The organism is Streptomyces sp. RP5T, from assembly GCF_003933965.1.
Classification (GTDB): domain Bacteria; phylum Actinomycetota; class Actinomycetes; order Streptomycetales; family Streptomycetaceae; genus Streptomyces.
On the sequence record NZ_RSAJ01000710.1, the window covers coordinates 1 to 3,875 of the forward strand.

At 65.3% G+C, this 3,875-nt stretch carries 4 protein-coding genes and 1 pseudogene; 2 read left to right on the forward strand and 3 right to left on the reverse strand.

Annotated features, from left to right (window positions below):
• Positions 1–446: 446 nt before the first annotated feature.
• Together EHS43_RS39610 and EHS43_RS39615 are read right to left on the reverse strand one after the other, a co-directional pair.
• Positions 447–974: pseudogene (locus EHS43_RS39610) on the reverse strand (transposase).
• Positions 971–1,510, reverse strand: a complete 540-nt coding sequence (locus tag EHS43_RS39615; RefSeq protein ID WP_185806607.1) for a winged helix-turn-helix domain-containing protein — start codon at positions 1,508–1,510, stop codon at positions 971–973. The pseudogene EHS43_RS39610 and the gene EHS43_RS39615 overlap by 4 nt, the downstream one beginning before the upstream one ends.
• A 362-nt stretch (positions 1,511–1,872) precedes the next feature.
• Between EHS43_RS39615 and EHS43_RS39620 the strand changes: the two genes are divergently transcribed.
• Positions 1,873–2,229 (forward strand): hypothetical protein, encoded by a 357-nt coding sequence (locus EHS43_RS39620; protein WP_125195404.1) that lies wholly within the window; start codon positions 1,873–1,875, stop codon positions 2,227–2,229.
• Here the strand turns inward: EHS43_RS39620 and EHS43_RS39625 are convergent.
• Positions 2,221–2,985, reverse strand: coding sequence for an IS5 family transposase (locus EHS43_RS39625; RefSeq protein WP_125195405.1), 765 nt, complete (start codon positions 2,983–2,985; stop codon positions 2,221–2,223). The two genes, EHS43_RS39620 and EHS43_RS39625, sit on opposite strands and share 9 nt — an antisense overlap.
• Before the next feature lie 379 nt (positions 2,986–3,364).
• Here EHS43_RS39625 and EHS43_RS39630 point away from each other — a divergent pair.
• Positions 3,365–3,875, forward strand: a 511-nt coding sequence (locus EHS43_RS39630) for a hypothetical protein (protein ID WP_148104220.1), incomplete at its 3' end; no start/stop codon positions are given.

A 3,875-nucleotide genomic window follows, 5' to 3' on the forward strand; every position in this document is an offset into this window, starting at 1 on the left:
AGGGCCCCTTCGGTCGCCGGTGTGCTGAGTGGAATCACCACGCCAACGACGAGGGGCCCTGCCTCGTCACCACAGCCACTGACCAGCCCATTTCACCCGCCAGCACAGGATGAAAGAGGCTCACTGAACCTCGCCCAGTTCGCTGCAGGCCGGGATGCCGAGCGACACGATCTCGACGCGCGGCGGTGGCCGAAGAACGCCTCAGGCGATCATGGGCCGATCCATCTGGGCTCCAACCAAACCATCCGCCGGGGGATCGTATCCGTACCCACTGGGGTGGCATGCACCGAGTGGCCGGGTCACTCACCCTGGGAGAAATCCGCGGCCACGACCCGATCCACATGGGACAGCAAACGCACCGGGCTCGGCGACGCGTTCACTCAGTACGGGCAGAGTTTCAAAAGCTTGCACCTGCTCCAGTTACTGACCTTGAATGCGTGATGTCGTCATGCTGGTTGGCGCCGGAGGCCGGTGCCGGTGAGGCAGCCGTCGAGGACGTCGGGGCGGTACTGAAGCTGGCGCAGGCCGCGTCGGACAGCGGTGATCAGGTCGTTCGGATCGGCGAAGGCACGGTTGGCTGTGGTGGTGCGTCGCAGGACGGACCAGATGCCTTCGACCGGGTTGAGGTCGGGTGAGTAGGGCGGCAGCTGGAAGACGGTGAGCCAGTCGCGGTCGGCGATGTAGCGGCGCATTCCGGCAGTCAGGTGGGTGTTCAAGTTGTCTCAGACCAGCACGATCGGGCCGCCGAGTTGCTGGTGCGCGGTCTGGACGAGGTCGCGGTAGTCCTTCCAGGAGAAGCTCTTGCGTCCGTCAGGCCGGGCATCGGGACAGGGCCGGTAGATCAGCCGGGAGGGTTCGCCGGCCTTGTAGCAGGCAAGGGCTGCGACCGATAAGCGGCGGCGGGAGCGGCCCCGCACGCGGATCACCGGGGTGTGGCCGCGGCGGGACCAGGTGCGGGTGGTCGGCGGCGTCATCGAGAAGCCGGCCTCGTCCTCGAAGACGAGCCAGGCCCCGAGCGCCGCCACGGTCCTTCCACCTGCGGCCAGGTCTCCTTCACCCAGCCGGCCACCGCGGTCTCGTCCCGCTCGATCGCACGCCGGGCGGGGACCTGGCAGCTCCAGCCATGCCGCTTGAGCAGGACGGCCACCCCTTGCACGGTGTAGCTCTTGTGGAAACGGCGCCCGATCAGCGTCCTGATCCGCGACAGGGTCCAGGTCTGGTCCGGCCAACCGTGCGCCACCGGCCCCTTGGCCAGCTCATGCTCCAGCACGGCGAACAATTCGTCGCTGAGCAGCGGCAGCGATGCCGGGCCCTTGGACGCCAGAGCTGCGGTCCCGTTCTGCGACCAGGCCCTGCGCCACCGCTGCACTGACCGGACACTGACCCGCAGGTCGTGAGCGATGACCGGGTTCTCGTCGCCCTGGGCGAACCGCTCGGCCGCCTCCAACCTCAACTGCTCGCGGAATGCCCGGCGTTCGTCGGTCAGCCCGCCCTCTTGCGCATACCTCATGCCACCGACGTACCGCAGGGATCATGAACCGTCAGCCCCGCCGACACCACGCTTTGAAGGTCAGTAGCTAAAGCGTGTGCGCCGACGGGGCCGAACGATTTACCGACCGGTTGTGCAGCCGCTGGACTTCGCGGGTCTGTTCACACCGGCGACTTCGCAGCATTACCCAGGTGACTCGGTGGGCTTTCCGGTGAACCACCCGGGCACATTCTTCGTAGGGGTGTACGCGGCTGCCTGTACTGTGCGGGTCTGCGGGTCTTTCCTCGGGAATGTTGCAGGGTGCGCTCGCACCCTGCTGAACCTGTGTTCTGCAGGCCTTGCCGACGGTTGAGTTGAGATCAAACACGCACCAAGGAGGAAAAATGCCCATGCTTACGCCTCAAGAAAAGTTCCAAATGATTAAAGGCTGGCTCGAGGATCCGCAGCATCGAACAGCGAACGCATACGCGATAGAAATGTTAAACGATAAAATCTCGGTATCGCGTTTTCAGCTCATCCTGAGGGAAGCGGATAAATATGCAGAAGGCTTGCAGGCCCAGGTGAATAGACACCATAAGGATCTCCCCGAGCTCCGGAAGGCGGTGGATGGGAAGCTTTGGCAGCAGCGCATGCCACAAGAATACGAAAGTGATGAGGGCAAGCGGGGTCTCATTGAGGGCTTCGTTGCGCAGGCCGCATTGAGAAACCCGAACAATGAGCCCTTCCCAACCTCAATGTGAGGTCTTGAGGTGGAGGGTGAGGACGGCTTGGACAAGTGCGGTGATGCGGGTGGTGCTGCATCGGAACTTGCGCAGGAGCCGCCAGGTCTTGAGGGTGGCCATGGCCTGTTCGCCGAGTGCGCGGATCTTGGCGTGGTAGCGGTTGGCGGCCTGCTGACCTGCGGACAGCTTCTCCCAGCGGCCGCGGTAGGGAACCCGCACCGTAGCGTCGGCGCCCTGGTACGCCTTGTCGGCCCAGCATCGGATGCCGGCGTCCGCCAGGGCGTCGATGATGCCGTGGGTGCGGGCGGCACGGATGTCGTGGACCGCGCCGGGCAGGGCTGCCGAGGCCCACAGCAGGCGCCCGAACGGATCGGCGATGACCTGCACGTTCATCCCGTGCTTCTTGTGCTTCCCGGAGTAGTACGGGCGGTCGGCGGCGATGCGGTCGATGGGCAGCAGCGTTCCGTCGAGGATCACGAACGCCTTGCGCGCCGCCGCCCGGACGGCCGTGGCGAGGTCGGGCGCGAGAGCGGCCAGGACCTCGACGGCTTCGGTCACGTACCGGGCCACCGTGCTGGTCCCGACGCCGAAACCGGCAGCGAGCTGGGCATAGGTGTGCCCACACCGCAGGTGGGCCAGCACCAGCAGAGCCTGCCGGTCCGCCGGGAGCCGACGCCACCGCGTACCGAGTTCACGGCGCCGGGCAGTCAGCAGACGGGACAGGAAACGAAGGGCCGAGCTGGACAGATCCAGCCCCGATGGGTAGACAAGCACATGAAGCTCCGGGCGGACAGGTTGATCTTGGTCGACAACCCATCTACCAGGAGCTTCACCTCTTCCCTCACCCGACCCCCACGCCAACTCACTTCGCTGTCAGCCAGGTTGGCAAAGGCTCAATGCCCAGAAATGGGCAAACCTCCATAGCGTAAACACGTCGACTTTCAAGCGTTGGCTGAAACAATCGGAAAAGTATGGCGTGCCGCAAAACGCGGTGGATCAGGCTCGAGCGGCGAGTCATGGGATGAGGGCGGGGGCCGCATCCAATAGCAGCCGTCCTTCAGGTCAGCATGTATTTTCTGTCAAAGAACAGCTGCCCGCCTTCGAGTCGCAGCGGGGGCGGAGCGGGGATGTGAGGCAGGCGCAGCCTGAGCTGGTGCAGCAGTCTGTGCAGGAGACGTATGAGCTTGAGGTCGCGGCGAGGATGGCCTATGAGACGTACCGCAATGCGCTGATGCCGCACTGGCCGGAGCTCCCGCCGAAGGGCCTGAGGGTAGCGGTGGAAGACCCGACCATCACAGCCACCGAACAGGACGCCGAGACAACGCTCGACATGCCGCCCCAGATTGTGGTGGTGGTGCCGCTGAACGTGCCCGGCGCACCGGACGCAGAACACCACCCGGACATCCCCACGGTCCTGCTCGATCGCTTGATTGAAGTAGATGCTGACTGGGTGCCGACCGTCGTGCAAAGCCAGGGCGTGGACGCTGACGCCTACGACACAGCGGTGCACGCGCAGGACGGCCTGCTGAACATCCTGGGTGGGGAACCTGCGCTGTCGCACCCACCATCGACCCCGCAGCCCGCCCCGTCGCACACCTGGGCCGCACCGACCATGCCGGCGGGCATCGGGGCAGGCAACTACGCTCCCCCAGGACCCAGCAACC